This window comes from Bifidobacterium sp. LCP19S3_E9 (assembly GCF_052121135.1).
Classification (GTDB): domain Bacteria; phylum Actinomycetota; class Actinomycetes; order Actinomycetales; family Bifidobacteriaceae; genus Bifidobacterium; species Bifidobacterium thermacidophilum.
This window is the reverse complement of sequence record NZ_JBQKEV010000009.1, coordinates 72598-98997: the sequence shown is the minus strand read 5'-3', so window position 1 is coordinate 98997 and position 26400 is coordinate 72598. Positions and strand designations below refer to the sequence as shown.

General features: G+C 61.3%; 21 protein-coding genes and 3 tRNA genes. 5 read left to right on the top strand and 19 right to left on the bottom strand.

Translation table 11 applies throughout. From position 1 onward, the window contains the following. Positions 1 to 214: 214 nt before the first annotated feature. From leuS to ACTQYB_RS06195, 5 genes are all read right to left on the bottom strand, one after another. Complete coding sequence (leuS, locus tag ACTQYB_RS06215; RefSeq protein ID WP_412170676.1) at positions 215 to 3169, bottom strand: leucine--tRNA ligase; 2955 nt, start codon at positions 3167 to 3169, stop codon at positions 215 to 217. A 42-nt stretch (positions 3170 to 3211) separates the two neighbouring features. Beyond that, positions 3212 to 4060, bottom strand: a complete 849-nt coding sequence (locus tag ACTQYB_RS06210; protein WP_441482153.1) for a transporter substrate-binding domain-containing protein — start codon at positions 4058 to 4060, stop codon at positions 3212 to 3214. Positions 4061 to 4257: 197 nt separating this feature from the next. Then, complete coding sequence (locus tag ACTQYB_RS06205; RefSeq protein ID WP_033507459.1) at positions 4258 to 5208, bottom strand: magnesium transporter CorA family protein; 951 nt, start codon at positions 5206 to 5208, stop codon at positions 4258 to 4260. Between the two features lie 734 nt (positions 5209 to 5942). Further along, positions 5943 to 6016, bottom strand: a tRNA-Arg gene (locus tag ACTQYB_RS06200). A 718-nt stretch (positions 6017 to 6734) separates the two neighbouring features. Then, positions 6735 to 6807 (bottom strand) — tRNA-Ala (locus tag ACTQYB_RS06195). Positions 6808 to 7169: 362 nt separating this feature from the next. On the opposite strand from ACTQYB_RS06195, the gene ACTQYB_RS06190 reads away from it, so the two are divergent. After that, on the top strand, positions 7170 to 7757 hold the full coding sequence (locus ACTQYB_RS06190; RefSeq protein ID WP_441482152.1) for a cadmium resistance transporter: 588 nt from the start codon (positions 7170 to 7172) through the stop codon (positions 7755 to 7757). A gap of 177 nt (positions 7758 to 7934) precedes the next feature. Here the strand turns inward: ACTQYB_RS06190 and ACTQYB_RS06185 are convergent, their stop codons facing one another. Next, positions 7935 to 9089: a hypothetical protein gene (locus ACTQYB_RS06185; RefSeq protein WP_441482151.1), complete on the bottom strand. Its 1155-nt coding sequence runs from the start codon at positions 9087 to 9089 to the stop codon at positions 7935 to 7937. A gap of 212 nt (positions 9090 to 9301) precedes the next feature. On the opposite strand from ACTQYB_RS06185, the gene ACTQYB_RS06180 reads away from it, so the two are divergent. Then, positions 9302 to 10036, top strand: coding sequence for an HAD family hydrolase (locus ACTQYB_RS06180; RefSeq protein WP_441482150.1), 735 nt, complete (start codon positions 9302 to 9304; stop codon positions 10034 to 10036). A 327-nt stretch (positions 10037 to 10363) separates the two neighbouring features. On the opposite strand, the gene ACTQYB_RS06175 is transcribed toward ACTQYB_RS06180, so the two are convergent. Next, positions 10364 to 11284 carry an EamA family transporter gene (locus tag ACTQYB_RS06175; protein ID WP_081966588.1) on the bottom strand — a complete coding sequence of 307 codons (921 nt, stop codon included), beginning with the start codon at positions 11282 to 11284 and terminating at the stop codon, positions 10364 to 10366. Positions 11285 to 11729: 445 nt separating this feature from the next. On the opposite strand from ACTQYB_RS06175, the gene ACTQYB_RS06170 reads away from it, so the two are divergent. Next, positions 11730 to 12134, top strand: coding sequence for a pyridoxamine 5'-phosphate oxidase family protein (locus ACTQYB_RS06170; protein WP_033507463.1), 405 nt, complete (start codon positions 11730 to 11732; stop codon positions 12132 to 12134). Positions 12135 to 12216: 82 nt separating this feature from the next. Here ACTQYB_RS06170 and amrS read toward each other — a convergent pair whose 3' ends face one another. The 10 genes from amrS to ACTQYB_RS06120 all read right to left on the bottom strand — a co-directional run bounded on the left by amrS (position 12217) and on the right by ACTQYB_RS06120 (position 22748). Next, on the bottom strand, positions 12217 to 13491 hold the full coding sequence (gene amrS / locus ACTQYB_RS06165) for an AmmeMemoRadiSam system radical SAM enzyme (RefSeq protein WP_441482149.1): 1275 nt from the start codon (positions 13489 to 13491) through the stop codon (positions 12217 to 12219). Continuing rightward, positions 13484 to 15283, bottom strand: a complete 1800-nt coding sequence (gene amrB, locus ACTQYB_RS06160) for an AmmeMemoRadiSam system protein B (protein ID WP_441482148.1) — start codon at positions 15281 to 15283, stop codon at positions 13484 to 13486. The genes amrS and amrB overlap by 8 nt, the downstream gene beginning before the upstream one ends. Positions 15284 to 15660: 377 nt before the next feature. Continuing rightward, a complete protein-coding gene (locus ACTQYB_RS06155) occupies positions 15661 to 16407 on the bottom strand; it encodes a histidine phosphatase family protein (protein ID WP_441482164.1) in 747 nt (248 codons plus the stop codon). A gap of 23 nt (positions 16408 to 16430) precedes the next feature. Next, a complete protein-coding gene (gene rsfS, locus ACTQYB_RS06150) occupies positions 16431 to 16853 on the bottom strand; it encodes a ribosome silencing factor (protein WP_015451250.1) in 423 nt (140 codons plus the stop codon). A 1-nt stretch (position 16854) separates the two neighbouring features. Next, positions 16855 to 18237 (bottom strand): bifunctional UDP-N-acetylglucosamine diphosphorylase/glucosamine-1-phosphate N-acetyltransferase GlmU, encoded by a 1383-nt coding sequence (gene glmU / locus ACTQYB_RS06145; protein ID WP_441482147.1) that lies wholly within the window; start codon positions 18235 to 18237, stop codon positions 16855 to 16857. Positions 18238 to 18659: 422 nt separating this feature from the next. Beyond that, positions 18660 to 18730 (bottom strand) — tRNA-Gln (locus tag ACTQYB_RS06140). A 101-nt stretch (positions 18731 to 18831) separates the two neighbouring features. Continuing rightward, a complete protein-coding gene (locus ACTQYB_RS06135; protein WP_015451252.1) occupies positions 18832 to 19851 on the bottom strand; it encodes a ribose-phosphate diphosphokinase in 1020 nt (339 codons plus the stop codon). 64 nt (positions 19852 to 19915) lie between these two features. Next, complete coding sequence (gene nadD / locus ACTQYB_RS06130; RefSeq protein WP_044098753.1) at positions 19916 to 20680, bottom strand: nicotinate-nucleotide adenylyltransferase; 765 nt, start codon at positions 20678 to 20680, stop codon at positions 19916 to 19918. After that, positions 20677 to 21330 carry a phosphoribosylglycinamide synthetase gene (locus ACTQYB_RS06125; RefSeq protein WP_441482146.1) on the bottom strand — a complete coding sequence of 218 codons (654 nt, stop codon included), beginning with the start codon at positions 21328 to 21330 and terminating at the stop codon, positions 20677 to 20679. Before ACTQYB_RS06125 ends, nadD begins: the two co-directional genes overlap by 4 nt. A gap of 98 nt (positions 21331 to 21428) precedes the next feature. Beyond that, on the bottom strand, positions 21429 to 22748 hold the full coding sequence (locus tag ACTQYB_RS06120; protein ID WP_033507505.1) for a glutamate-5-semialdehyde dehydrogenase: 1320 nt from the start codon (positions 22746 to 22748) through the stop codon (positions 21429 to 21431). Between the two features lie 210 nt (positions 22749 to 22958). On the opposite strand from ACTQYB_RS06120, the gene thrC reads away from it, so the two are divergent. After that, a complete protein-coding gene (gene thrC / locus ACTQYB_RS06115) occupies positions 22959 to 24443 on the top strand; it encodes a threonine synthase (RefSeq protein ID WP_441482145.1) in 1485 nt (494 codons plus the stop codon). Positions 24444 to 25001: 558 nt separating this feature from the next. Then, positions 25002 to 25175 carry a hypothetical protein gene (locus tag ACTQYB_RS06110; RefSeq protein WP_160249019.1) on the top strand — a complete coding sequence of 58 codons (174 nt, stop codon included), beginning with the start codon at positions 25002 to 25004 and terminating at the stop codon, positions 25173 to 25175. Here the strand turns inward: ACTQYB_RS06110 and ACTQYB_RS06105 are convergent. Both ACTQYB_RS06105 and ACTQYB_RS06100 read right to left on the bottom strand, forming a co-directional pair. After that, positions 25172 to 25564 carry a GntR family transcriptional regulator gene (locus tag ACTQYB_RS06105; protein ID WP_033507469.1) on the bottom strand — a complete coding sequence of 131 codons (393 nt, stop codon included), beginning with the start codon at positions 25562 to 25564 and terminating at the stop codon, positions 25172 to 25174. The genes ACTQYB_RS06110 and ACTQYB_RS06105 overlap by 4 nt on opposite strands. 166 nt (positions 25565 to 25730) lie before the next feature. Next, positions 25731 to 26390, bottom strand: coding sequence for an HAD family hydrolase (locus tag ACTQYB_RS06100; RefSeq protein ID WP_321046225.1), 660 nt, complete (start codon positions 26388 to 26390; stop codon positions 25731 to 25733). Positions 26391 to 26400 lie beyond the last annotated feature (10 nt).

Sequence of the window (26400 nt, the reverse complement as noted above, 5' to 3'; positions counted from 1 at the left end):
TTCGTTTTGGTCCCGCCGGCGGACTCGGCCGCCGCCCCTGCTCTACAAGGCGGCGGAGGCGGCGAAAGCAGACTGCCCGGGGACGCGTCATCATACTCGGAAAATACAACACCCATGTCTCCAGCATGCCGGGGACATGGGTGCTTTGCACGCCGTCGAGGCAAATGTGGTCAAAGGATGATTCCCTGATGCGGGAACACCTTTGGCCGGCGAATCACTCCGCCGGGACGATTGACACGATCTTCGGGGCCTTGACAATCACCTTGCGTGGTTCCTTGCCGCCGAGACGATCGGCGACCGCTTCGAGCGCGCGCTTTTCGAGCTCTTCGGGCGCGATATCCGGGCTGACCTCCAGCTTGGCGCGAATCTTGCCCTTGATCTGCACGACCGCGGTAACCGTGTCCTGGCCGACGTAGCGTTCATCAGCCTTCGGCCATGGTTCATGGGCGAGCGACTCGGCATGCCCCAGCCGGTTCCACAGTTCCTCGCAGATATGCGGGGCGATCGGCGAGAGCATGAGGATCAGCGGCTCCACGGCGGCGCGCGGCACCGACTTCAAACCAGTCAGGTGGTTGTTGAGCACGATGAGCTTGGCGATTGCCGTGTTCGGGCGCATGTTCTCCATTTCCACGGTCACGTCGGCGATCGTGTTGTTCAGGAGCTTCAGGGTCTTCTCGTCCATCGGATCGTCGGAAACCTTGATCTCGCCGGTGTTCTCGTCGACCACGTTACGCCACAGGCGCTGCAGGAAACGCATGCCGCCGATCACGTTGCGCGTGTTCCACGGGCGGGACTCGTCCAGCGGGCCCATGCTCATCTCATACAGGCGGAAGGTGTCGGCACCGTAGTTCTCGTACATGTAGTCCGGGGTGACGATGTTCTTCAGGCTCTTGCCCATCTTGCCGAACTCGCGGTTCGCATGCTGGCCATGCCAGGTGAAGGTCGGCTCGCCGTCCGGGCCGGCCGGGCCTTCCTCGACCTCGTCGGCGGGCACGTACTGTCCGCGGTCATCCGTGTAGGCGTAAGCCTGAATCATGCCCTGGTTGAACAGCTTGTGGAACGGTTCCGGCGAGCTGACATATCCCAGATCGTACAGGACCTTGTGCCAGAAGCGCGAATACAGCAGGTGCAGCACCGCATGCTCCACGCCGCCGACGTACAGGTCGACACCGCCGGATTCGCCTGCGGTCTTGTTGTGATGCGGGCCCATCCAGTAGTTGAACTCGTCGGTCTCCACCATGTGCTCGGCGTCTTTGGGGTCGATGTAGCGCATGTAATACCAGCAGGAGCCCGCCCAGTTCGGCATGGTATTCGTGTCGCGATGGTACTGCTTGGGACCGTCGCCCAGGTCGAGGGTGATGTTCACCCAGTCGTCGTTGCGGCTGAGCGGTGCCTCCGGGTTGGATTCGGCGTCCTCGGGGTCGAAGGTCTTCGGGCTGTAGTCCGGCACGTCAGGCAGGTTGATCGGCAGCATGCTGTCGGGCAGCAGGTGCGGCACCTCGTCCTCGTCGTAGACGATCGGGAACGGCTCGCCCCAGTAGCGCTGGCGGCTGAACAGCCAGTCGCGCAGACGGTAGCTGACCGTACCCTTGCCAACACCGGCGGCTTCCAGCCAACCGATGACCTTGTCGATCGCCTCGTCAACACGCAGACCGTCGAGCGACAGGCTGTCGCCCTTCGCATAAGTGGATTCGGTCGAAGAGTTGATGACGATGCCGTCGTGGGAGACGAACGGGGCCTTACCCTCATAGTTGGCGAGGTCGTCGTTTGAGCCGGGCAACGGCTTGACGGTGTAGATGACCGGCAGACCGAACTTGGCGGCGAAATCGTAATCGCGCTGGTCGCCGCCAGGTACCGCCATAATCGCGCCGGTGCCGTAGTCCATGAGCACGTAGTCGGCGGTGAAGATTGGCAGCTGCTTGCCGGTAATCGGGTTGGTCGCGTACAGGCCGGTGAACAGGCCGGTCTTCTCGCCACCCTCGTCGACACGGTCCTTGGCGGTTTTCGCCTCGGCAGCAAGCCGGTACGCGTGCACAGCCTCCTTCGGGGTCGCGTACCCGCCCTTCCATGCTTCGGGCACATCCTGCGGCCAAGCGGCGGGAACATGCTCAAGCAGTTCGTGCTCCGGGGAGACCACCGCGAAGGTGGTGCCGAACAGGGTATCGGGACGTGTCGTATAGACTTCCATATCCTGTTCGCCGTCTTCCGAGGCGACCGGGAAGTGTACAGCGGCGCCGTGGGATTCGCCGATCCAGTTGCGCTGCATGAGCTTGACCTTCTCAGGCCAGTCGATGGTGTCGAGATCTTGGATCAGGCGGTGGCCGTACGCGGTGATGCGCATCGACCACTGGCGCAGCTCGCGTTGGAAAACCGGATAGTTGCCGCGTTCGGAGCGACCTTCCGCGGTGACTTCCTCGTTCGCCAGAACCGTGCCAAGGCCCGGGCACCAGTTGACCGGGGACTTGGAGATGTAGGCGAGACGGAAATCGTTGAGCACGTCGGCCTGCTGGCGGGCGTTGAGGTCACTCCACGCCTTGCCTTCGAAGCCGGGAATCGGCTTGGCACCGGACTTGAACTTCTCGACCAGTTCGCTGATCGGGCGGGCGGAACCCTTGCCGCCGTCGCGGCGGATGAAATCAGGGTCGTACCAAGCATCGTAGATGCGGGAGAAAATCCACTGCGTCCAGCGCATGTAATCGGGGTCGATGGTCGCGAAGCTGCGGCGGTTGTCGAAGCTCAGCCCCATGCGATGCAGCTGGCGGCTCATATTCGCGATGTTCTGCTCCGTGGTAACGCGTGGATGCTGGCCGGTCTGGACCGCATACTGTTCGGCCGGCAGACCGAAAGCGTCATAACCCATGGCATGCAGGACGTTCTCGCCCTTCATGCGGTGGTAGCGGCTGACCACGTCGGTGGCCAGATATCCGAGCGGGTGGCCGACGTGCAGGCCCTTGCCGGACGGGTAGGGGAACATGTCCATGGCGAAGTAGGGGGTGCGGCCGTCGGCGTTCTTGCCGTTGCCGTCCGTCAGGTCACCCTTGACATTCGCCGCCCAGAACGTGCCCTGCTCGTCCCAGGTCTTCTGCCACTTTTCCTCGATGGTCTGTGCGAGCTTCGCGTTATAGCGGTACGCCGGCTCGCCTTCGTGTGCTTGCGTGTTGTCGGTCATAAACAAGGATTATTGCCGCACAACGGGACACGACGCGAGTGCCTATCCATTATCCGAACGTATTGTCGGCGGGTTGAGCTTCGCGTACGGGTGGTAACCGAGCTGATTGGTCATTTCATCGGCGAAAGAGCGCCAGGTGCCGGAGGTGACCATCTGCTTGAGGATTGCGTCGATTTTCGAGGCGAGTGCGCCCTCCCCCGCCTTGACGCTTACGGCGTGCAAGGACGTGCCGAATCGGCCGGATACAACGTGCAGATACTGCGACCCTTCGTTCGCGGCGAGACCGGCGAGCGCCGCGTCATCGCCGCTGACTGCGTCAGCCTCCCCGACGAGCAGCGCGGTGACGCATTGCAGGTAGGTCGCACGCTCCTGGATGCGCGCCTTGGGCTGGAGGCTGCGAATGCCGTCGGAAGCTCCCGACCCGGTGACGGTGCACACGGTATGGCCTGCCAGGTCATCGGTGCCGGTAATCGTGTCGGCGTCGTCGGCGCGGACGAGCAGTCCTTGTGCGGCGCTCAAATACGGGCCGGCGAAGGTTGTGGCGTCGTCGCTGGAGGTGATTCCAATCGGCAGGGGCGCCGCGACGATGTCGACGAAGCGGTCGTTGAGCCGTTTGCTGTAATCGGAGACGGTGACCGACCTGAACATCATCTGCTTTTTCGCATAACCGAGCTCGTTGGCCACGTAGGTGGCGACATTCACGTCGAATCCGGAGTAGGAGCCGTCGTGCAAGCGGCTCAATCCCGGCATGTCTGCGGCGACGCCGATGGTGATGGTCGGGCCTTCCGGCAGATTGGCGGACGCGTCTGAGGCATCTTCGCAACCTGTCAGGGATGCGGCTGCGAGGGCGCAGCAAAGCACGGTGGCAAGTATTCGTCGTGGTGTGCGCATCTGATCACCTCCGTTGTGCGTATCGCGGCTACGCGTGTCGCAGTGGTATGCGTCGCCGTTGCGAGTGTCACCGCCATATGCCGCTGCCATGTGTCACCGGCCTGCGAATCACCGCCGGCGATGGCGAGCGTCTGGTGTCTGACCTTACCTTCTGGTGTCTACCTAGGCGGTATGCCGATCGGCAGGCACCCGGCACATCACTTGAACAGACGGGAACGGGCGAGGAACCACGCAGTCAGGCCGCCCGCGGCAATGGCGAGGACGATGACGATAAGGAAGCCCCATTTGCTGGCCGTCAGCGGCATACCGAGCATGCCGGTCTGGAAGTTCATGCCGTACATGGAGAACACGAGCGTCGGAATGGACAACGCGATGGAGATGATGGTGAAGATGCGCATCACATTGTTCAGGTTGTTGGACACGATCGAAGCGAAGGCGTCGGTCATGTTCGCAAGGACCCCGCTGTAAATGTTCGCCATCTCGATTGCCTGCTTGTTTTCGGTGATGACATCGTCGAGCAGATCCTCGTCCTCCGGGTATTGCTTAATCCGTGAGAGCGTGGTGAGTTTTTCCATCACGATTTCGTTGGATTTCAGGCTTGTGGTGAAGTAGACCAAGGTCTTGCTCAATTCGAGCAGCATGAGGATCTCGCGGTTTTGCATCGAGTGGCGCAAACGCAGTTCGAGTTTGTCGGTTTCGCGGTCGATGATGCGCAGGTATCGCAGGTACATCGTGGCGTTGCGGTACAGGATCTGCAGGATGAATCGAGACTTCATATACGTGTTGAAGCCGCGGATGGTGCCCTCCATGAAGGGGTGGAGGACGGGCGTGTCCTGCATGCACACGGTGATGATGAGGTTCTGGGTGACGATGATTGACAACGGGATGGTCTCGTACCAGTCACGGCCGCTGCGTTCCTCGACGGTCGGGATGTCGACGATGATCATCGTGTAATCGTCTTCGGCGTCCACGCGGGAACGTTCCTCGTCATCGAGCGGGGCGCGCAGGTCGGCCAGATCGATGCCAGTTTCCTGGGAGACCGTGGCGAGCTCCACGTCGGTCGGCTCCGAAAGACATAGCCATGCGCCGGTTTCCGGTTTCTCGATCTGCTCCACTTGACCGTTGATGGTGCTGAACATTCTCAGCATGCGCTCACCTGCCTTTCATCTATGCTCTCGCCGTACGCGAATCGTGCGCCTGAGCCACCGTCCTTCTGTGGATGTTCCGCGGCCTGACTCCAAACGAGTCGCGGCGACCGCCGAAGAATCCCAAATAAGCATAATCCCTCACGGCTGGGACGAAACCGTCTTCCCGCGGTTTCACCCCCTGACGTAACGCGATGTTCAGCGCGCGTTTGTTTCCCAGCCACCCGGGGGGGTTGGGTCGCGGGTTGTCGGGTGCGCTGTGCGAGACGTGTTTTGAAGAAAACACACAAGACCACGCCGCAGGGAACCGCGGGTTACCGGTTACGCTACGCGGTGCACGGGCTTGCGAGCATACCGACCGCAGCGATGTCCGCCATATGACCGTCGGACGGAATCTCAACATCTCGACGATACGACCGATTTCATCGAGAAATTGAGAAGAAAGTCTCAATATCTCTCCACGAAGGAGCCCTCCCGCGATTTTTTAAGAACCAGTCACTCTCATCTCAAACAACAGACAGCCTGAAATCCTTGATATTCCAAGCTTTTCAAGAAACCTACCCTGTCCTCATCTCGCCGAGAAATCTCAATATCTCACCAAAACGACCGACGGACGCGAGTTGTTCGGACTTCAGACAACCGAAAGCCGTCCGCCTGAAGCAATGACAACCGGCAGCCCCCAAAATCAGAATCGGCGGGAAAGAGAAAACCCCGGGACTGTTCCCAGGGTTTGAACGTGCGCCAGACAGGATTCGAACCTGCAACCTGCTGATCCGTAGTCAGCTGCTCTAATCCATTGGGCTACTGGCGCAGTCGCTGCTCGCGGGAGATTCATACATCTTCATTGCGGCAACGTTCGCATCATACCCACATTTCACGATAATCGCAACAGGCGTGTCTAAATGGGACAGCAGCGAGCCCGGGGACGCGCACAACTGCGGAACACCGTGTACGGCCGCGACAGCGGGCGGGATTCGTCAAGCCGCGCGTGCCGCAGCATACGTAACCGCCGAATGTCTCCACCGCTTTGCCATGGTCGATGGTGGTTCGTCAGGCTGCGTATGCCGCGGGATACGCAACCGGGCAAAACCCGACGAGGGATGGCGATAGCCGATAACATCCGCTGAGCTGTGCATGTCCCGGCATGCGTAATACGACGGTCGTCACGGGGCACCGCCGTTCTTCAGTGCATTCCGCGGGGTTGCGTATGTTTGGGCATACGCAAACCGTCGGTCTGCTGCAAGCCGTTGGCATCATCTCCGGGGATCTGCGGCGTTGCGTATGCCGCCGCACACGCAACCAGATGGAACGTCTCAGGCAACACCGTTGGCTTTCATACGCCTTGGTTCGCTTTGGTTCCCACGCGGTCTGCTTCCTATACGCGCGTTTCGCACACGGACGACATGGCACGACACGTGCGGGATGGCGTGAGGACGAGATGACCAGATGACGGGACGACGACATCCGCGACTCCGGGAATGTCACCTGAAATGAAAAACCCGCATCGCTCTTGCGATGCGGGTTGTCCGTGGAGCTAGGGGGATTCGAACCCCCGACCCCCTCCATGCCATGGAGATGCGCTACCAGCTGCGCCATAGCCCCGGTCGGTCTTCAGTTATCTCGTCCGTTCTTCGCGGACCTCGTATACATTACAACACCATTGGCTGATATCAAAATCGACCACCCCTCTCGGCGTGTCGCACTTGATTCCACGACGGCACATCCTCGTCAGGAATACCGCTTGAAGGGTTGCTGTTGGTTGGAATATCGTGCTTCCGGGACCGCGGTTCAGGGGCGACAATAGAGTCCGACAGAAATTCTGAAGTCCACTAGAGTTAAAATGTCAATCGATCGAAACCAAAAGAGACGCAGGGGCCAGTAACCGGCAGCCAACAGCGACGACCGCACACCGATCACCACACACCAAGAATCAGCTACACACCAACCAAACAGGAAGGTCCACCGTGATCGCATCCATTATCCAAGCCGTGGCGCTATTCGCCGTGACCAACATCGACGACATCATCGTGCTTGCCTTGTTCTTCGCCCGCGGAGCAAAACAACGCAACACCACGCGAACTATTCTGCTCGGCCAGTATCTCGGATTCTTCGGCATCCTCGTCATCGCCGTGGTCACCTCATACGGTGCCGTGACCTTGCTTCCTGCCGGAGCAATCCCTTATTTCGGTCTGATTCCGCTGGCACTGGGCATCAAAGCCGCATGGGACAGCATCCGTGGCGAAGACGATGACGACACCGGCGAGGGCAAAAGCATCACCCTGCCGACAGTCGCAGCGGTCACCTTCGCCAACGGTGGAGACAATATCGGCGTGTACGTGCCGGTATTCGTATCCAACAGCCTCCCGGTGGTCATCGTGTATTGCGTTGTATTCCTTGTTCTGGTCACCGTCCTGGTGCTGCTCGCGCGCTTCATCGCGACCCGACCGGGAATCGGCGAATGGCTCGAGCGTTCGGACCGGTACCTGTTCCCACTTGTGCTCATCGCGCTCGGTGTGGTGATTCTCGTCAAGGGGCACGCGTTCGGCATATGACCGAGCTGATACTCGAACCGGGGCGAATCGTTGCGTCCGGCGCTAGATAATGCAAGCCACCCAGTCGGCTACCGGCCATCCATCGGTTGCAAACCGCACAACCACCCAACAACAACAGGCGGCACGCAAACGCGTAACCGCCTACCGGAGATTGCTGTCATCGATATTATCGATTGATTATTTCGTCGCAGTACCAGACCTATCAGTCGAACCGGATGACGACGAACCGGTTCCAGAAGTATCCGAGTCTGTGCCAGTAGTACCCGAATCAGATCCGTCGGTCGTGCTGGAATCAGAAGTCCCACCACCGTTTGAACCCGCCGACGAACCAGAATCTGAACCCGAGGCTGCGCTCGAGCTGCTCGACGCACTGGCCGAAGGGGACGCACTGGCAGTCGCGGACGGGGACGGGCTTGCAGTCGACGAGGCTGAGGCGCTGGAGCTTGCGGACGGGGACGGGCTCGCGGTCGTGGACGGCTTGTCGCTTGGCTTCTCGAGCTGATGATCGTCATCACGCCGCGTCTGCGAATCGCTGGGGGTCGGAGTCACCCGCGCATTGCCGACCATGTCACGCACCACGCTATCCGTGCCCTGGCCGCGGGTGACCAGCATGATGACGCCTGCGGTGATACCCACCGCCACCAGCGCACTGACCACGGAGATGATAATCGCCACGCGTTTGGTCTTGCGAGTGCGTTCAGTGTTCGCCGAACCAGACAGGTGCCGGGCGGCCGTCGTCCCGGTCTCGTTGCCGGAAACAATAACGCGCCCCTGATGGCCGTCCGCACCGGTATGAGCATGAGCGGCCGCGGATGCACCGGAGATAACACGGGTGGCATCATCCGCCACACCACCGGAAATCACACGAGTGGCATCATCCGCAGGCTGCATCACCGTGGTCGCGTCCGCAGCACCAACCGTGGGCATGGCACGCGTTGCATCGGACTTGGCCTCCCCTTCACCCTGGATATTCCTTGCGTTCGCGGCACTCTGGGCGCCCTGCACGGGCAGCACGGTGGTCTCGTCACTGCTGATACGACGAGGCTGCCTCGCGGTTTCCCCGCTCGCGCCGTCCGCATCAGCGGTCTGGTCGGTTTGCTCCCCCTCGATCTGCTCGTCATCGCCGCCTTTGACATCCTGGAGTTTTTCCGAAGACGCTTTGAGGATGTTCTGGTACAGCTGCGAGGACACCGCGGATACAATCGAGCCGACAGCCACGCCAATCACCGATCCGGCGATGCCGATTCTGGCCGACAGCAGGAACGAGGTGACCGCCGCGAGCGCACCGGCGACAAGTTGCGGTACAGAGATTCCCTTGAAAAAGTTCTTCACATTGCTGACTGTATCGAAAAAAGCAGGAACACGCTGGGCGTGGGCTGAAAAATCGCGCCATGCTCACAATGCGGATGCGTGTCGCAAACGGCAGATGTATCGGTTAAGTCGTTGCGCTGTCGCTCCTTCCCACCGTATACACGGTGCGACGTCGGCTCAGGTCCGTTCAACGGCCGGGCTGTTTGTTCGCGCGTATGGGAATAATAAGCCGGGTGACTTTCAACGACACCTTGACATTTTCTCAATCGTCCGCCGTACTCGATGCACCGGAAGGCCTTCCGGAAGCTGTGTTCTGGGACATGGACGGGACACTGATCAATTCGGAAGTTTACTGGGCGGCGGCCGAACGGCATGTCATCGAGCTGCATGGCGGCACGTTCAGCGACGAGGTACCACTGCGTGCGCGCGGCCAGTCCACCCCGCGTCTGCTCCAGATTGTGCAGGAGTACATTCCCGCGCATGTGGACCCCGATACACTGCGCTCCGAAATCATCGGCTATGTGATTGACCGCGAGCGCGAGAAACCATGTTGGGCGACCGGTGCGGTCGAACTGCTTGACGTGCTGTCGCAGGCCGGAATCCCGAACGTGATCGTGTCCGCCTCCCCTCGCGCGATGGTCGACAACATGGCCCGCCAGGCGCCCCAAGGCGCGTTCGTCGGATACGTGTGCGGCGAGGATGGTCTGCCCGCGAAGCCGGACCCGGCACCATACTTGCGCGCCGCAGAAATCGTGGGCGCTGCCCCTGCCAACTGCCTGGTATTCGAGGACTCCCCTGTCGGTTTGCAGTCCGGCGGCGCGAGCGGCGCGACCGTCGTCGCAATCACCGGGTTCACGCCAGAAGGCGTGGTCTTCGACGGTCCTCAGGTGACCAATATCAAGGATTATGTGGGGCTTGGTCTCGACGATCTGGCGAATTTCATGGAGCTCGGTTCGCTCGAGAAGTGATTGCCGGGGATACCGGTTCCACGCATCAATACAACTTGGATACGACTTGGCTGCCTCGCGTTCCGGTAGTATGCCGCCGCTGAGTACCCCACGGTATTGGATTCGCGCAGAAACCGGGACGGCTACCGATCTTCTGTCGACACCGGGAGTTGCGTCAGCGTCGGCAGAAGGTTGGTGTTCTGCTTCTACCGACGCTGAAGCGTCCCTCAGCGTCGGTAGAAGGTCACACGCGCAACATACTGTAGGGTTTATTTCCCGCACCGCTGATATGCGAGTCCCGTCTAACGTGACCAGTTTCGGAAACAGCCACAAAGACCGACGGCAGGATTATTTGCGTTTGGTTACCACGGACATAATGACCGCCACGAAAATCAGCGAGAAACCCACAATCGAGGTCCAGCCGATTGCTTCGCCCCAGAACATCGCGGAGAATGCGACGGCGAACAGGCTTTCCGTGCACATGATGATGGCCGCGCTCGACGGCGGCACGTGCGCCAGACCGATATTCTGCATGATCTGCGCCATCGTGGTCGCTCCGATCAGCAGATACAGGAAACTCATGATGACATCGGGCGCAAGCCATGACGCGTTCGGAAGCGGTTCAGTCAGCAGCGCGCCAATCAGGAAGAACACGTCGGCGACGGCGAATTGCATGAACGTGACGGCAATTGGATGGAAGTGCTGGGTGTAGCGTCCCAGGAAGGTGAGATTGAACGAGAAAATCACCGCGTTCGCGATGGTCATCCAGTCGCCTTGGCTGAGCGCAAGCGAGCCTGATCCGGGTTTAAGAGCAACGAAGCCCACGCCGGTCAGGCAGATGATTGCGGCGACAAGATTGATCAGTTTAGGGCGCTGTTTGGCGACCAGCCATGCGGCGAACGGGGTGAGCACGCAATACGAGGCGGTCAGGAAGGCGCTGCGGCCAGGATCAATGGTTTTCAGGCCTTCGGTTTGCATGACCATCGTGCCGTAGTAGGTGATGCCCACAACCAGCGCGGGAATGATGATCTCGCGGGTGAGCGCGGGAATGATTACCCGATGGAACAGGACGAACATAATCAAGCAGGAGCCGGTCATACGCATAGCCATGAGCCATTGGGGCGTAATGGCACTCATCGCCACCTTCGCGACCAGATAGCTGCCACCCCACAGGGCGGCACAGCACAACAGCATGACACGCGCAAGGTTCGGCGGGAAGGTACGTGACATACGGCTGCGGAATTCCTGAAAGCGGCTGCGTGCACGCATGTATCTCTCCTCCTTCGCCTCGCGGGCTTCGATGCTCGGCATGATGATTCCGGCGTGGGTGTGCTGGCCATCGCCGGTTTTGCCGTACTCACGATAGCCATCGCGCGGAAAGAACACGCCCGGAAGTCATCCGATTTTTCACAAGGTTCACCTCGTTGAAATCTCACGCCGCCGTCTGAAGCGGGGCGTCTCGGCAATGTCGAACGGGTCCAGCCGACGACGACCTGTGTCGGCTCGAAGGTCTCGACGCCCGCGGCGAAACCGTCGTGAGATACCTCACAATCCGCGGTGTCATACCTGCAATGACCCGGGAACTGCCGTAAGCTGGTATCACCGGTTCGTACAAGCGCCGACGACCCGGTCGGCAGCCGCGATGCGGCGGCGCACAAGGCGCCCAAACGGCACACGCAGACCAGTACCATGAACCACAAGCGAAAGGAACATCATGGCCACCATCACCCCGGAAATGAAGGAATTCATCGCCAACCACCTGCCTTGGGTGGCTACCATCAGCAAGGACGGACAGCTCAACATCGGCCCGAAGATGTCCACCTTCGTGCTTGACGACCATCACATCGCCTACCACGAGCGTACCGCCCGCCAGCATTACCAGAATCTGCTGGACGGCAGCGAGCTGGTCATCGGCGTCGCGGACCTGGAGACCAAGACCGGCTACCGGTTCCGCGGCAAGGTGACGCTGCACAGTGATGACGCGATCTATGAGGAGCAGGTCAAGGTCGCGGAGCGCAACGGCACCAAGAAGCCAGCGGTCGTGCCGGTGCTGGAGGTCACCGAAATCGACGACCTGACCGCGGGCGCGAAGGCCGGCACGGTCATCGAAAAAGACTGAACGCGGGTAAGAACGCGGGCGGCGGCATGGCGGAAACCCGTCTGCCGCCGCTTTTCGTTATATTGCTTCTGTCACAACCCCGCTACCGGCCTGCATAGCGGCGGATATCAACCGGCACGTGCATCCCGCCAAAGGTGCCCGGATGTTCATCCCATACGCCGGGAATAATCGCCCCGCAATCAGGACATGTCCCGTCGGCGGTCAGCCGGTATCCGGTGATGTCGTACCAGTCGCGCTCAATCAACCTCGCCCCGCAAGACGGGCAGTATGTGGTGCCGCCGTCGCGGTCCGACACGTTGCCCGTATACACGTAGCGCAATCCCTCTTGCAGCGCAATCCGGCGCGCGTGCAAGAGCCGCTCCTTGGGTGTCGGGGGCACGTCACGCATGCGGTAGTCGGGATGGAATGCGCTGAAATGCAGGGGCACATCGCGTCCGCAATGTTCACGCAGCCATGCGCATTCGGCGTGCAAAGTCCCGTCGTCATCGTTATGACCGGGAATGAGCAATGTCGTCAATTCCACCCAGGTGTCCGTGCCGTTGACCGCGTAGTCGATTGTCGCCAGTACATCAGCCAGATGCGTGCCGGTGTCATGCCAGTAGAAATCCTCGGTGAAGCCTTTCAAATCGATGTTCGCCGCATCCATGTACCGGTAGAATTCAGGCCGCGCGCAGGCGGACATGTACCCCGCCGTGACCGCTACCGTGCCGATGCCATGGTCGCGGCAGGCGTGGGCGGTGTCGATGGCGTATTCGGCGAATACGATGGAATCGTTGTACGTGAACGCGACAGACGACGCGCCGCACCCCTTCGCCGCGTATACGATGTCATCGGGCTGAGCATCGGCCGCGTAAGTATCCCAGATACGGGACCGCGAAATATCCCAGTTCTGGCAGAACCGGCAGCCGCTGTTGCATCCGGCGGTGCCGAAGCTCAAGATCGCGGTGCCAGGATGCCAATGATTGAGCGGCTTTTTCTCCACCGGGTCCAACGCGAATCCCGAACTGCGTCCATACGTGTCCAGCATGATGACACCGTTATGGTTGGAACGCACGAAACAGAAGCCCCGCTGACCGTCGCGCAGCTTGCATCCGCGCGGGCACAAGTCGCATTGCACACGGCCGTCCTCCAGACGATGCTGCCATCTGCCGATCGCCGGATCGCCGGGAACTGGACCCGCCGTCACCTCGCGTCGGCCGTCCGGGCGCGGGGACGGCGGCTCATAGGTGTGCGGAAACGGGCTGGTCGGTTGGAATCCCCCACGCATCGATGCCGCGACCTCGTCCGGGTGGGGCTGATCGATCGGCTGCCCGGCATCCGTGGATCCGTGTGACGGCTGTGATTCGCGCTCATGCATGGTGGTTCCTTTCCTTGCCGGTAGCATCGGTGTCGGCTGCGTCGGGGGCGGCGGCACCGGCGGCATCTGCATCAGTCTCCGACGTGCCGATTCGCGTGTCCTGTATTCCCTTTTCATCGTAGGCACTGACGGTGTACGTCCATGCCGCGAACCGCGCATCATTCCACGTGGTGTCCGCGCGCAAGCCCGCTTTGGCCAGCAGATGACTGACGAAATCATGCGGATGCGGCAATTGATCCCACACTTGTGGCAGGAACGTGGCCCGGTGCCCGCGCCCGTCATCGATGACCAATCCGTCACGCCGGGGCACAAGCGAGGCTTCCAGCTGCACGCGCGAGGTCACAGGCAACGCCCGCTTCGGGGACAGGACGGACACTTCGATGCTGATGGCGGGGTATTCCCACGGTTCCACCGGGCGGAAGCGCGGATCATGGCAGGCGGCGTCCACGGTATGACAGGCGACATCCTCGCCCAACGGACGGGTCGGCTCGAGCGATCCGATGCACCCACGCAAATCGCCTTGCTCGTGCAAGGTGACGAAACAGGCGCCGTCATGCTTCAGCCACGGGTGGGCTTCGCTTGTTTCCGCTGCGGTCGGTCCGTCGATGTCGATGCCGCAATATCTGGCGAGCGCCGTCCGAGCGAGGCGAGGCAATACTTCTGCGGCTTCCTGCGGCAGGGATTCTTGCTGATTCTGCGGATCTGTGCAGGCATTGACGGTATTGCGGGCACAGCCGTCGGCATTGCGGGCGGCATGACCGCTGTGCTCGCAATCGCCATCGTTCTCGCGGTCTTCACTGTCGCCGTCATTGTCACCCTCCCACACGGCGAAGGAAGCGTAGCCGACAACCGCCTGATTGGGGTCGGCCATGTCCGGACGGCGCATCGGCAATCCCGAATCCGCGAGCGCCAGCACTCCCCCGTCGCCTGATGTTGAACAGCCGAGCGGCCTGATGGTAAGGCCGCGACGCCGGCACACGTCAATCAGCCCGTTAATCGGGTAGGCGCCGCAGGCGTAATCGGGCACAATCGGCAGAATTCCGGCGGTAATGCGCGCAATCGTGTCATCGTCAAGCTGGCGTGCCACGTGTTCTGGATGGTAGTGGGACAGGTCCGAGCTGATGATGACGACGGTCGCAGGGTCCGTCCAGAACCGGTCAATTAGTATACCAAGTTCGCCGGGCGTGGTGTCCCCCGCGTTGAGCGGGATGATGCTGGTCTGCGGGCCGAGGACACGTTGAATCCAAGGGATATGTACTTCGACGGCATGTTCGCGCCGGTGGGTGTCATCGTTGACGATGAAGCCGGGGGTATCGGCGTCGAGCGCGGCACATTCGGCTTCGGTGTCAAGGGGCACCGTGCCGAGCGGGGTGCGCCATGAACCGGCGGTGCAGCATGCGGTGCCGTCTACCGGCACGCGGTGAGTGGGGCCGATGATGACGGCACGGCGGATTTGTCCACGGCCGCGTGCAAGCAGACTGTAGGCGAGTGCCGCGGTGGTGCCGGAGTATACGTAGCCGGCATGGGGTGCGATGATGGCTTTCGGGACGCCTTGGGGCAAGCGGCTGAGCAGATTGTGATGGTGGTCTAGCAAGGTGCGCGCATAGTCGAGTTGGCGGTCGATGATGCCGCGTAGCGCGTCCGGATCGGCCGGGTAGAACGTTCCGGCGACGGCGGGCTGGCGAATCGCCCCCTGCCAGATCGGGTTCGCGCACGTCGGTATGCGCGGCTTACGTCGTTCTGTTCCTGCCGCGACGTCGCTGCCGGACATATGCTCATGTGGTGTGGTCATGGCGATCACCTCTCCCCTTCGATGATAATCGAGTGACGGGCAAGAGATGAACAAGCAGCGAACACAATGCATGGTATGCCCCGCAACCTGGTCGGCACGCGACATGGCTGGGACCGGCGCACGGCAAGCACTGATGCACCACCGACATCACCACACGGCCTGCAAAGCGACACGGCCGGCACCACCGAACCGTTGCCATGCAAGACGCGCGGATGTTCGGATCCGGTGCGCGCCCATTCACAAACCGTCTACGCTCACGACCTCCGTTGCGTCACCAGTTTGGGTACGCATACCAACTGGCTACGCCTAACTGCTTCTTGGCGTAGCCAGTTGGTGAGGGAGAGGGAGCTGCGGCGGCAGGATAGATTGCCAAGCAATCAGGGCAGCGTCGGGGCTTCCCACTGGTCCGTGTCCGCGATCGCGGGGCCGTGGTTATACTCGGTCATCCGCCAGCGCACGGTGCCGTCCGGCTGATCAGCTCCGGTCAGACGCGCCCAATGAGCGTTGAACATGGAGGTCATCGCCCCGAAGTCATGATTGCCTTGCGCCATGCCGAGCAAAGTCTGCAAGGTCTGGGAAATCCATGCTCCATGCGAGAAGACGAACAGCGTGGTGTCCGGGCCGGCGCGATGCGACCAGTCGTCAATCGCCTCGACGCCACGCTCCCCGACCGCGCCTTTCGGCTCAGCGCCATGCTTGAGCTCTCCGCCCGCGAAATGCCGCCATGACTGGTAGTCCTCGGTGAAATCGCGTTCAAGCTCTTCAATCCGTAGGCCTTCCCACGCACCGAAACTGCGTTCACGCACCCGTGCATCCGGGTGCACGTCAAGCCCGAGCGGATCAGCGAAAGCGTGCGCGGTTTGCACAGCCCGGCCAAGATCTGAGCAGACGACCAGCTGCTTGGGGATATCCGGACGACCATCGACATACAAATCGCGCAAGGTCCGTGCCGTCTGACGGACCTGCCATTCGCCGACTTCATCGAGCGGGATATCCACCTGACCTTGCAAGCGATGCTGCTCGTTGTAGGCGGTACGGCCATGCCGCACGATGATAATCGACCTGACATGCGGGCCGGTCGGCTGGACGCGACGATGCTCAGGACCTTGGTATTCCCCACCCATACCGGGTGTACGATTCACCATGCTCACTGCTCGTCGGCGTCCGCGGACGCGGGTTCGGACGCGCCGGAGGATTCGGGTGCTTCAGGCAGCTGCAGGTCGATGGCCGGGCAATCCTTCCACAGGCTTTCCAGCCGGTAGAAGCGCCGCTCCTCCTCGTGCATCACATGGATCACGAAATCGCCGAAATCAAGCAGCACCCAGCGGCCTTCCTGCAGGCCTTCGCGCGAGCGCGGCTGCAAATGGCCGCCCTTGGTGTACAGGTCCTTCTCGATTTCCTCAGCGACGGCAAGCACCTGACGTTCGTTGGACGCGGTGACGATCATCATCACGTCGGTGATGGCGATCGGCCCGGTCACATCGAAGGCGACAATATCTGTGCCCTTCATTCGGTCGGCCGCGGCTGCGGCGATGCGGACGGCGTCGATGGAACTTTGCAATGCGGTCATATCAGCGCTCCCAAGCGGGCTTCCAGCCCTCGATATTGTGTTGTGTGTTCTCGGAGTATACCATCGTATCGTCGGGCACGTCGTGACGGACGACAGACCCGGCGCCGGTGGTGACACCATCGCCGACCTCGACCGGCGCGACGAACATGTTGCCGGCACCCACATGGACGTTGGAGCCGATCTTCGTGCGGTTCTTGTGCACCCCGTCGTAGTTGGCGGTAATCGTGCCGCCGCCGATGTTGGTGTGCTCGCCCAGCTGGGCGTCGCCGATGTAGCTCAGATGCGGGACCTTGGTGCCGTTGCCGATATGGGCTTTCTTCATTTCGACGAATGCGCCGGCCTTGGTTTCCTCGCCCAGCTCATTGCCCGGACGCATGTAGGTCCACGGGCCGATATTCGCTGCCCGTCCGACATGCGATTCCTGGACACGGGAACGTTCCACATGCGCTTCGGCGTCGATTCGCGCGTCGATGAGCGTGGTGTACGGACCTACGACCGCGCCTTCGCCGATGGTGGTCGTTCCTTGCAGGAAGCTGCCTGGAAGAATTTGCGCATCCCGTTCGATGCGCACGTCGTCATCAATCCGGGTGGTGGACGGATCAAGGATGGTCACGCCCTGACGCATCCAGTATTCACAGACGCGACGGTTGTGAGCGGCGGCGAGCGCGGCCAGCTGCACGCGGTCGTTGACGCCTTCGACGCTCAAGGGGTCGGGAGCGGCCCACGCTCCCACCCGACCGGTGTGGCGAGCGGTTTCGAGGGCATCAGTCAGATAGAATTCGCCTTGCGCGTTCTGGGAGTCAAGCCCGGCAATCGCGGCGGCGAGAACCTTCGCGTCGAACACGTACACAGAAGTGTTGACCTCGCGGACGGCCAGTTCGCTGCTGTTGGCGTCCTTCTGTTCGACGATGCGCAGCACGCTGCCGTCGCTGTCGCGGATGATGCGGCCGTACCCGGTCGGGTCGTCGAGCACGGTGGTCAGTACGGTCGCGTCGTTGCCGCTCGTGCGATGGTAGTCAAGCAATCCGGACAAGGTCTTGGTATCGAGCAGCGGCATGTCGGATGCCGCGATGAGCACGGTGCCGTCGGCCTTGCCTTCGGCGGCAAGCTGGTTCATCGCACACTGGACTGCACGACCGGTGCCGGGCAGATCGTCCTGGTTGACGATTTCGACGGATTCGTTGTAGGAGCGTGCCGCCTCAGCGACGCGATCGGCCTGATAGTGGACGACAACGGCGAGGGTTTCCGGATCAAGACCTGCGACGGACGCCATGACCCGCTCAAGGAAGGTCTTGCCCGCGAGCGTATGCAGCACCTTCGGCGTGGCGGAACGCATCCGGGTGCCTTCCCCTGCGGCAAGAATGATTGCGGCTGACAATGTCATACGATGAAATCTCCAATTCTTCGTAACGGCGCTGCGCTGGACGGCCATGCGTGAGGCGTCTGACGGCGGCACGCCATGCTTCGAGGATTGTAACCGTCGGGGGCGGACATGGGGGCGTCAGCACAAGCTGTCATCCATGCCTGACTGATGTCAGCGCCAAATGAGGAAGCGGCTTTGGTTCGCTTCTGCTGATACCTAAGAACAAGTCAGCGTCGGATGCCCACGTTGGCAGATACCCCGAAACTGTCTACGCTGACAGTCCTCTCAGCGTAGACAGTTTGTAGGGAGTGTGGGAAGGATGGCGGTGAAAGCAAAACGCACGGGGCCGTTGGGCCGCGTGCGTTTGTGATGCCGTTGCCGGACCCGGACTCGCGGGCCCGGCCGGCGTGGGTTCCGTGTTTCGCGCGCGGAACCGTTTCGAGTTCCCCCACCTGGACTCGAACCAAGACAAAGGGTTCCAAAGACCCGTGTGCTGCCATTACACCATGGGGGATCGGCGGTTTTCATCGCCAAGTTGCTATTATGCCATACTCTGGCGTTTCGTCAATCCGTCCGCGCGTCTTTCAGCGCTGTCGGACCGACGAACCGCAGAATTCAAGCGAACAGGAAGCCCTGCCCGTGATGCACCGGATAGGTGTCAAAGAGCTCTGCGACCGAGCCGTCCTCGAACACCGCCTTGATAGCGCTGGCAAGCAGCGGCGCGATGGACAGGACCGTCAGGCCGTCCCAGCGCTTCTCCTCCGGAATCGGCACGGTATCGGTGAGCACGACCTCGCGCGCACCGCAGTTCTTGAGCCGTTCGACCGCAGGACCAGACAGCACGCCGTGGGTAGCGACAACGGTCACGGACTTCGCGCCCGCGTCACGCAGCACATGGCATGCACCGGCGATGGTGCCGGCGGTGTCGATCAGATCGTCGACGAGCACGCAATCCTTGCCTTCGACTTCACCGACCACACGGTTGGAGACGACCTGATTCGGCCGGGTGATGTCGCGGGTCTTGTGGATGAAGGCGAGCGGGCCGCCGCCAAGGCGCTGCGCCCACTGCTCCGCCACACGGATACGGCCTGCGTCCGGGGAGACCACTGCGACATTGTCCAGCTGGTTGGCGAAACGGTCACGAATGTAATCGACGAGGACCGGCATGGCGATCAGATGATCCACCGGGCCGTCGAAGAAGCCCTGAGACTGTGCCGCATGCAGGTCAACACTCATGATGCGGTCGGCACCGGCGGTCTTGAGCAGATCGAACATGAGACGGCAGGAGATGGGCTCGCGGCCGCGATGCTTTTTGTCCTGGCGCGAGTAGCCCAGCAGCGGGCACACCGCGGTGATGGAGCGGGCGGATGCGCGCTTGAGCGCGTCGATCATGATGAGCTGCTCCATGATGGACTTGTTCACGGGGTTGCAGTGGCTCTGCAACACGAACACGTCGGCGCCACGAACCGATTCGGTGTAGCGCACATACATCTCGCCGTTCGCGAAATCGTATGCCGTGGTTTCCAGCACGTCGATGCCAAGTTGCTTGGCAACATCCTGCGCCAGCCTGGGGTGCGCCCGGCCGGTGACGAGAATGAGGTTTTTATCTGGCTTTCCTTCGAGGATTGCGCTCACCGTGTCTCCAAACGTTGTTCGCTGAAGTGGACGTATTTCATAGTAGCCATCCGCATTGACCGGCTCAGGCGGACATGTGCGTGTCCTTGGCGCCGCCGGTGATCCCGCGGTACAGGCCATGCTTGCCAATATACTGCACGACACCGTCTGGCACCAAGTACCACACCGGCTCGCCATGGGCCGCCCGCCGCCGCACGTCGGTCGACGAAATCGCCAATGCCGGAATCTCCAAGGTGTCCACATGACCTTCGCTAAGCAGCTGTGAGGACGGGCTCGTATACCCCGGCCGCGTGACCGCGACGAATTGCGCGAGATCCCACATCTTGTCGGCGTCCTTCCAACGCATAATCTCCGCGACCGCGTCCGCTCCGGTGATGAAGAACAATTCGGCGTCGGGATGCTGGGCGTGGATGTCGCGCAGCGTGTCGATGGTGTAGGTGACCCCGGGACGGTCGATATCAACGCGGGAAACCGTGAACTTTGGGTTCGAGGCGGTGGCGATGACAGTCATGAGGTACCGGTCCTCGGCGTTGGTGACATGTCTGTCCAGTTTGAACACCGGACGTCCGGTCGGCACGAAAATCACCTCGTCGAGGTCGTATACCCATGCGACTTCGGAGGCAGCAACCAAATGCCCGTTGTGGATGGGGTCGAAGGTGCCGCCCATGATGCCGATACGTGGCCGGCTATGCCAATTGCCGCGCGCGGACCTGCGCGAGGATGATCCGGGCGTGTCGATTTGCGGGCGTTGCAGCAGGTCCGACATACGCCGGCCTGCATCGGACTGGCCTGGCGCCGGCATGCTCGTCTCGGATGGACTGTCACTCATGCCTTGTCTCCGTGGTGCTCGCCGTGACGGCCCGCATGTTGCTGACCGGGCTGTTCAGGCTGCCCGGAACGATCGGCATGCTCGGCACGTTCGGCATGCTCGGCGATCTGGCGCTGCTGCTTGTCGGCGTCCTCGGTCTGCTCCTCGATCTGTTCGGCGGTCGGGTCGGGCTCCTTGGGATCGATCTTGCCCATATCCTCGTCCCATTCCTGCTGGACGACCCGCCGGATCTCCGCGAAGGTGGGCAACAGGAAATCAGGCTGATACAGGCGCCGGATCTCCGCCACCCGTTCGGTGATGCGGATCAGCGTATCCGTCATCCCGTCGATATCCCAGTCGCGCTCCATGGCGGCGTACTTGCGGATGTGGTCTTCCATGACGCGCATATGCTCGGCGACCTGCGCCTGCTGTTGCTCGTCGAGGTCGACCACGTCAGGCGCATCATTCTCCGGCCACCCGATGAGCACCGCATCCGCGTATTCCAACGACGCCCGCTGGGCGGCGGTGGCGATACCGTCCTCAATCTGCACGAGAAACACATACCTCACGGTACTCAGCCGTTCCGCCGCAACCCGCAGGGCGAGCTTAGGGTCGTCCAGATCGATGCCGCGGTCTCGCGCCAATGCTTCATTCACTGCCACTTGTGTCACCTTCGTTTCCTTCACGGTTCCTACGAACCGCCCCTGATGCCGTCATACCGGGATGCCGGGATGTATCGCCAACGCCCCTTTCGGTGCGGCGCCGCGAATTACCGGCGTACCTGCCCGGTGCCGTAGCCAATCCACTTGGTGGTGGTCATCTCCTGCAAGCCCATCGGTCCGCGCGCGTGCATCTTCTGCGTAGAAATGCCAAGTTCGGCGCCGAAACCGAAGACGCCACCGTCGGTGAACCTCGTGGAGGCGTTGACCATGACCACGGCGGAATCCACGAGCCGGGTGAACCGCTCGATTGCGGAATAGTCCTCGGCGATAATCGATTCGGTGTGCCCTGTCGAATGCATGTTGATATGCCCGATCGCCTCGTCCAGCGAATCGACGACCTTGACACCCATTTTCAGCGCGAGATATTCGGTGTCCCAATCCTGTTCGTCCGCCTGTTCGAGATCGATGCCCTCGATGCCGGCGGCGTCGATGATGCCATAGGCTCGCTCGTCGGCGCGCAGCACCACATTCGCCTCGGCGAGCGCCTGCGCGGCAAGAGGCAGGAACACTTCGGCGACATCGCGGTGCACGAGCAGCTTCTCCGCCGCATTGCAGACCCCGACACGCTGGGTTTTTGCGTTAAGGATGATAGGAATGGCCTTGTTGAGGTCGCCGGAACGGTCAACGTAGATGTGGACGTTGCCGGCGCCAGTTTCAATGACCGGGACTTTGGAGTTGCGTACCACGGCCTGGATGAGGCCGGCCCCGCCACGCGGGATGAGCACGTCGACATGGCCGCGCGCCTCCATCATCGCGGTAGCGCCTTGGCGGCCGTAGGCGTCGACCGTGGCAACAAGCGCCTGATCGAACCCGTGTTCGGCGATGGTCTCGCGGATGACACGCAATGTGGCCGCATTGGTGCGTTCGGCTGCATGGCCACCGCGCAGGATGGCGGCGTTGCCCGATTTGAGGCACAGCGAGGCGACATCGACCGTCACATTGGGCCGGGCCTCGTAAATCATGCCGATGACGCCGATGGGCACGCGTACCTGGTTGAGGCGCAGCCCGTTGGGCAGGTTGTACCCGCGCACGATTTGTCCGACCGGATCGGGCAGCGTGGCGACATGCCGGACGCCTTGTGCACTGGCGGCGATGCGGTCCACGTCGAAACGCAGGCGGTCGAGTTTTCCTTCATCCATGCCGGATTCGAAGGCTTCCTGCATATCCTGTTCGTTGGCGGCGGCGATGTCGTCGGCATGCGTGTCGAGGGCGTCGGCGATGGCGAGCAGCAGCTCGTTCTTCGCTTCGGTGTTCGCCTGTTCGAGTGCGCGCTGGGCCTGGGCGGCGGCGTCCGCCATCATGCATACGGCGCTGAAGACCTGCGCGTCGACGCGCCCGGCCTGCCCGCTGTCTTCTTGGTTCGTCATAGCCAAAACAGTAGCGCACACCGCGGGCATCGCGCCGATTCCGTTCACACGGCGGGTCAATTATTGCCAAAGGATGACCACGGCGGGCCGATACGGCGTCCTTGGCGGTGCCGACGACGGTGTCCATATCGGGGAACGACAGCGCCGCATGCCCATGGTTCCCGGTAGAATACCGCCCATAAGATCCACTTAACTTTGCAAGGATGATTCGTGATCACGTTCCATAGCACCCGCAGCACCACCGATTCACTCACTTCCAAGCAGGCCATCCGCAAGGGCATCGCCGACGACGGCGGCCTGTTCGTCACCGACGCGCTCGGCGACACGCAGATCGACGTCGCGTCCCTTGCCGGCAAGTCCTACCAGCAGATCGCCCAGGAGGTGCTGGGCGCGCTGTTGCCGGATTTCACCGATGACGAGCTGGCGCAATGTGTGCGCGACGCCTACGGCGAACAATGGTCGGATCCGGCGATCACACCGCTCAAGCCCTTGGGCGACGATTACATCCTCGAACTGTTCAACGGCCCGACGTCCGCGTTCAAGGACGTCGCTCTGCAGATTCTTCCCCGTTTTATGGCGCATACCGCCCCGACCGGCGATCCTAACGAGAAAATCATGATCCTCACAGCAACCTCGGGCGACACTGGCAAGGCCGCGCTGGCCGGGTTCGCCGACGTGCCGGGCACGGGCATCACCGTGTTCTACCCGGAAGGCAAGGTCAGCCAGGTCCAGCAGCTGCAGATGACCACGCAGGCGGGCTCGAACGTGAATGTGTGCGCGGTGCGCGGCAATTTCGACGACGCACAGAGCGCCGTCAAGCGGATTTTCGGCGACCATGAGCTCGCCAAGCGCATCGACGACCAAGCGAATGTGGTGCTTTCCTCGGCCAACTCCATCAACGTGGGCCGTCTGGTGCCGCAGGTCGTCTACTACTTCTCCGCGTACGCGCAGCTGCTCGAACGTCAGGTCATCAACGCGGGCGACGAAGTCGAGTTCTGCGTGCCGACCGGCAATTTCGGCGACATCCTCGCCGGCTATTACGCGAAGATGCTCGGCTTGCCGGTAAAGCATCTGGTCGTCGCCAGCGACAAGAACAACGTGCTCTTCGACTTCCTGACCTCCGGCACCTACAACCGCAAGCGCCCGTTCTTCCAGACGATCAGCCCCTCGATGGACATCCTGATTTCCTCGAACCTCGAACGCATGCTGTATTACATGTCCGACAAGGACACGCGCCTCATCCAGATGCTGATGAACGATCTGAACCAGTGGGGCGCCTACGAAGTGCCGGCCGAGCTGCTGGCGAAGATCCGGCAGTTGTTCGGTTGCGGCTGGGCCGACGAGGACCAGGTGCGCGAGATGATCGCCGACTGCTGGCAGAAGAACCATTACGTGATTGACCCGCATACTGCCTGCGGCTATTACGTGATGCAGCAGATGCCGCGCGACCCGCTCACCCCGCGCGTACTGCTGAGCACGGCGAGCCCGTACAAGTTCCCGCGCGTGGTCAACGAGGCGCTGGGCTGGGATGCGTCCGGCTCCGACTTCGATTGCATGGACGTGCTCGCCGAGCACAGCGGGACCACCGCCCCGAAGGCACTGCGCGGCCTTGAGCACGCGGATGTCCGGTTCACGGACGTCGTCGATATCGACGGCATGCCCGCCTACGTGGAGCAGGCGGCGGATCGGCTGTAACACGGTCTGATAACAACGGCCCGGGCGTTTTTCGTCCCGGGCCTTTGTTTTTCTTGGCGAGAATGGGATATGGGCGCATCGTTGCGCCGCTGCCATGGGATATCGGAATCGAAGATATTGCTTTGGACTTCATGATGGTAGTCAGACGCGCATTGTCTCGTGTTGATGCGGGAGATTGTCTCGGCATCAGCAAAGGACGATGAAGTCCCGGATTAGCGTGGGAGTTTATCGCAATTCTGCGGATTCGCGGGCGTTCTCCCGATGCCGGCTGTTAGGGCGGTTGTTCTGAACCGCGGATTTTCAACGTTCCTGTTGGGAGATTATCCGCAGGATGATGTTTCCCCATAAACTCCCGCTCCCCGTGTGGGAGTTTATGCGAGGTTCAAGCAAATCCGCCAGTTCTCCCGGTTACATCCGGTTGTCGGCTATGATTCACCAGACAGACCGTGAAACACCCGACGGTTCCGCCGGCATGGCTTATGCCCTCCCTTGCAGCCTTCAACTATGCGGATGAACATATCGACGGTCGCGGAATCGTGGTAATCGAAAGGACTGGTTTTGTTGCTGGGAGCCGTGCGGTATCGCAGCAATCTGATCGATGTGGACGACAATGACGGTTCGACCGCCGACGCCGCGACCTCACCGGCCGGGGCATGTGAGCCGATCCGTCCTGCGTCCCCGCCCTCCCCTACGGACGAGGCATCGGAAGACCGCGAGAATCCGCGTGACTAGCCGAGGCGCTGCTGTTCGATGTCGGCGTAGATTTCGGCGAGCATCTGTTCGAGTTCCTGCATGGAGATATCCGCACGCTGGGCGGCGGCGCACGCTTCCTCCAAGTTTTCCCGTGTTTTGGTCAGCAGGCGACGGCGCAGCACTTCACCGCTGCGCAACGCCACGAACGTGCCTCTGCCCTGCTCGTTGCGCACGATGCCCTCGTTGGCGAGTTCATCATAGGCGCGAGCGACGGTGAGGACGGACACCCCGAGTTCAGCGGCCAACCTGCGCAGCGACGGCAGAGCCTGCCCTTCAGTGAGCTCGCCTGAATACACCGCCGACCTGATCTGGGTTTTCAGCTGCTCGTATTTCGGTTTGTCTGAATCATCGGATACCGAGAATTTCATGCCATTCCCTATCATGCGTGTCGTCGGCTTGCGGTGGTGTGCGCATGCGCACACGCAATCGGTGATGTACACACCGCCACAAACTGTTCTACTGTTCTGATAATCAGTATATCACTTAGCAGATGATTCTGAACCCCGGAAGTCGGGTATGCCACGGGCTTCACACCTACAGACGCACCGGGGCATCATTGAAATCGAACATGATGCCGTCAGCTTCATCGCAAATGGTCGGCCAGTCCGCATCGGATGAGTCATCATGCATCGCCCATGCCCGCATGCCGGCAGCCTTCGCAGAGCGGATACCGATCAGAATATCCTCGAACACCGTGCAGTTCTGCGGGGTGACACCCAAAAGCTGCGCCGCCTTGAGATACACATCCGGCTCCTCCTTGCCGGTGTCACCGACCTCATCGACGCTGCACACAACATCGAAATACTCGTCCAGCCCGGTATGTCTCATTGCGGCGACGCGCATGCTTGGCAACAGCGTCGTGGCAACCGCGAGTTTGGCCCCGCTTTGCCGCAGATACGCGAGATATTGCAAGGCATGGGGTTTGGCCTCGACGATGGTCGCATACGCGTGCGTAGCCATTTCGGTCCACTCGTTCATCAGATCTTCCGGCGTGTCGTCCAAGTCGAACCGTTTGATCGTATATTCGGCGATCTGCCGAAACTGCATCGAGGACACGGTCGTCATGTAGTCGTCTGGCACCTCGATGCCGCGTTTGCCGAGGAAATCAATATCAACCTGATCCCACACACCCATGGAATCAAGCAACGTCCCGTCGAGGTCGAAAATTGCCGCCTTGCCGCTGTTGGCACCCATTTGAGGCTCC

Coding starts and splice junctions, on each gene's coding strand:
- amrS (WP_441482149.1), bottom strand. CDS start 13,491: ATGCATGAGCGCGAATCACAGCCGTCACACGGATCCACGGATGCCGGG.
- ACTQYB_RS06105 (WP_033507469.1), bottom strand. CDS start 25,564: ATGAAATTCTCGGTATCCGATGATTCAGACAAACCGAAATACGAGCAG.
- ACTQYB_RS06120 (WP_033507505.1), bottom strand. CDS start 22,748: ATGACGAACCAAGAAGACAGCGGGCAGGCCGGGCGCGTCGACGCGCAG.
- nadD (WP_044098753.1), bottom strand. CDS start 20,680: ATGAGTGACAGTCCATCCGAGACGAGCATGCCGGCGCCAGGCCAGTCC.
- ACTQYB_RS06210 (WP_441482153.1), bottom strand. CDS start 4,060: ATGCGCACACCACGACGAATACTTGCCACCGTGCTTTGCTGCGCCCTC.
- ACTQYB_RS06155 (WP_441482164.1), bottom strand. CDS start 16,407: ATGGGTGGGGAATACCAAGGTCCTGAGCATCGTCGCGTCCAGCCGACC.
- ACTQYB_RS06175 (WP_081966588.1), bottom strand. CDS start 11,284: ATGCGTGCACGCAGCCGCTTTCAGGAATTCCGCAGCCGTATGTCACGT.
- rsfS (WP_015451250.1), bottom strand. CDS start 16,853: ATGACCGCATTGCAAAGTTCCATCGACGCCGTCCGCATCGCCGCAGCC.
- leuS (WP_412170676.1), bottom strand. CDS start 3,169: ATGACCGACAACACGCAAGCACACGAAGGCGAGCCGGCGTACCGCTAT.
- ACTQYB_RS06100 (WP_321046225.1), bottom strand. CDS start 26,390: ATGGGTGCCAACAGCGGCAAGGCGGCAATTTTCGACCTCGACGGGACG.
- ACTQYB_RS06170 (WP_033507463.1), top strand. CDS start 11,730: ATGGCCACCATCACCCCGGAAATGAAGGAATTCATCGCCAACCACCTG.
- amrB (WP_441482148.1), bottom strand. CDS start 15,283: ATGACCACACCACATGAGCATATGTCCGGCAGCGACGTCGCGGCAGGA.
- ACTQYB_RS06205 (WP_033507459.1), bottom strand. CDS start 5,208: ATGCTGAGAATGTTCAGCACCATCAACGGTCAAGTGGAGCAGATCGAG.
- glmU (WP_441482147.1), bottom strand. CDS start 18,237: ATGACATTGTCAGCCGCAATCATTCTTGCCGCAGGGGAAGGCACCCGG.